This window comes from Allobosea sp. 01N443 (assembly GCF_056399325.1).
Window position 1 is genome coordinate 1 of record NZ_JBFTRC010000449.1, and the last position, 379, is coordinate 379.

At 28.2% G+C, this 379-nt stretch carries 1 protein-coding gene; it reads left to right on the forward strand.

Features of this window, described 5'->3' with window-relative positions; all coding sequences use genetic code 11:
* A partial coding sequence (locus tag AC1DRP_RS36925; RefSeq protein WP_476771192.1) for a protein rep occupies positions 1-379 on the forward strand: 379 nt, incomplete at both ends.

Below are 379 nucleotides of genomic sequence, written 5' to 3' on the forward strand. Positions count from 1 at the left end.
TTATTAAAGAAAAACCAAAAGCACGTTGGTTGTTTTTAACACTTTCAACAAAAAATGCGATTGACGGTGAAACTTTAGAACAGAGTTTAAAACATTTAACTAAAGCTTTTGATAGATTGAGTAGATATAAAAAAGTAAAACAAAATTTGATTGGTTTTATGCGTTCAACTGAGGTAACAGTTAATAAAAATGATGGTAGTTATAATCAACATATGCACGTTTTATTGTGTGTTGAAAATGCTTATTTTAGAAAAAAAGAAAATTATATAACGCAAGAAGAGTGGATCAATTTATGGCAAAAAGCACTTCAAGTTGATTACAAACCTGTCGCAAATATCAAAGCAATTAGGCCAAATAAAAAAGGCGATAAAGATATACA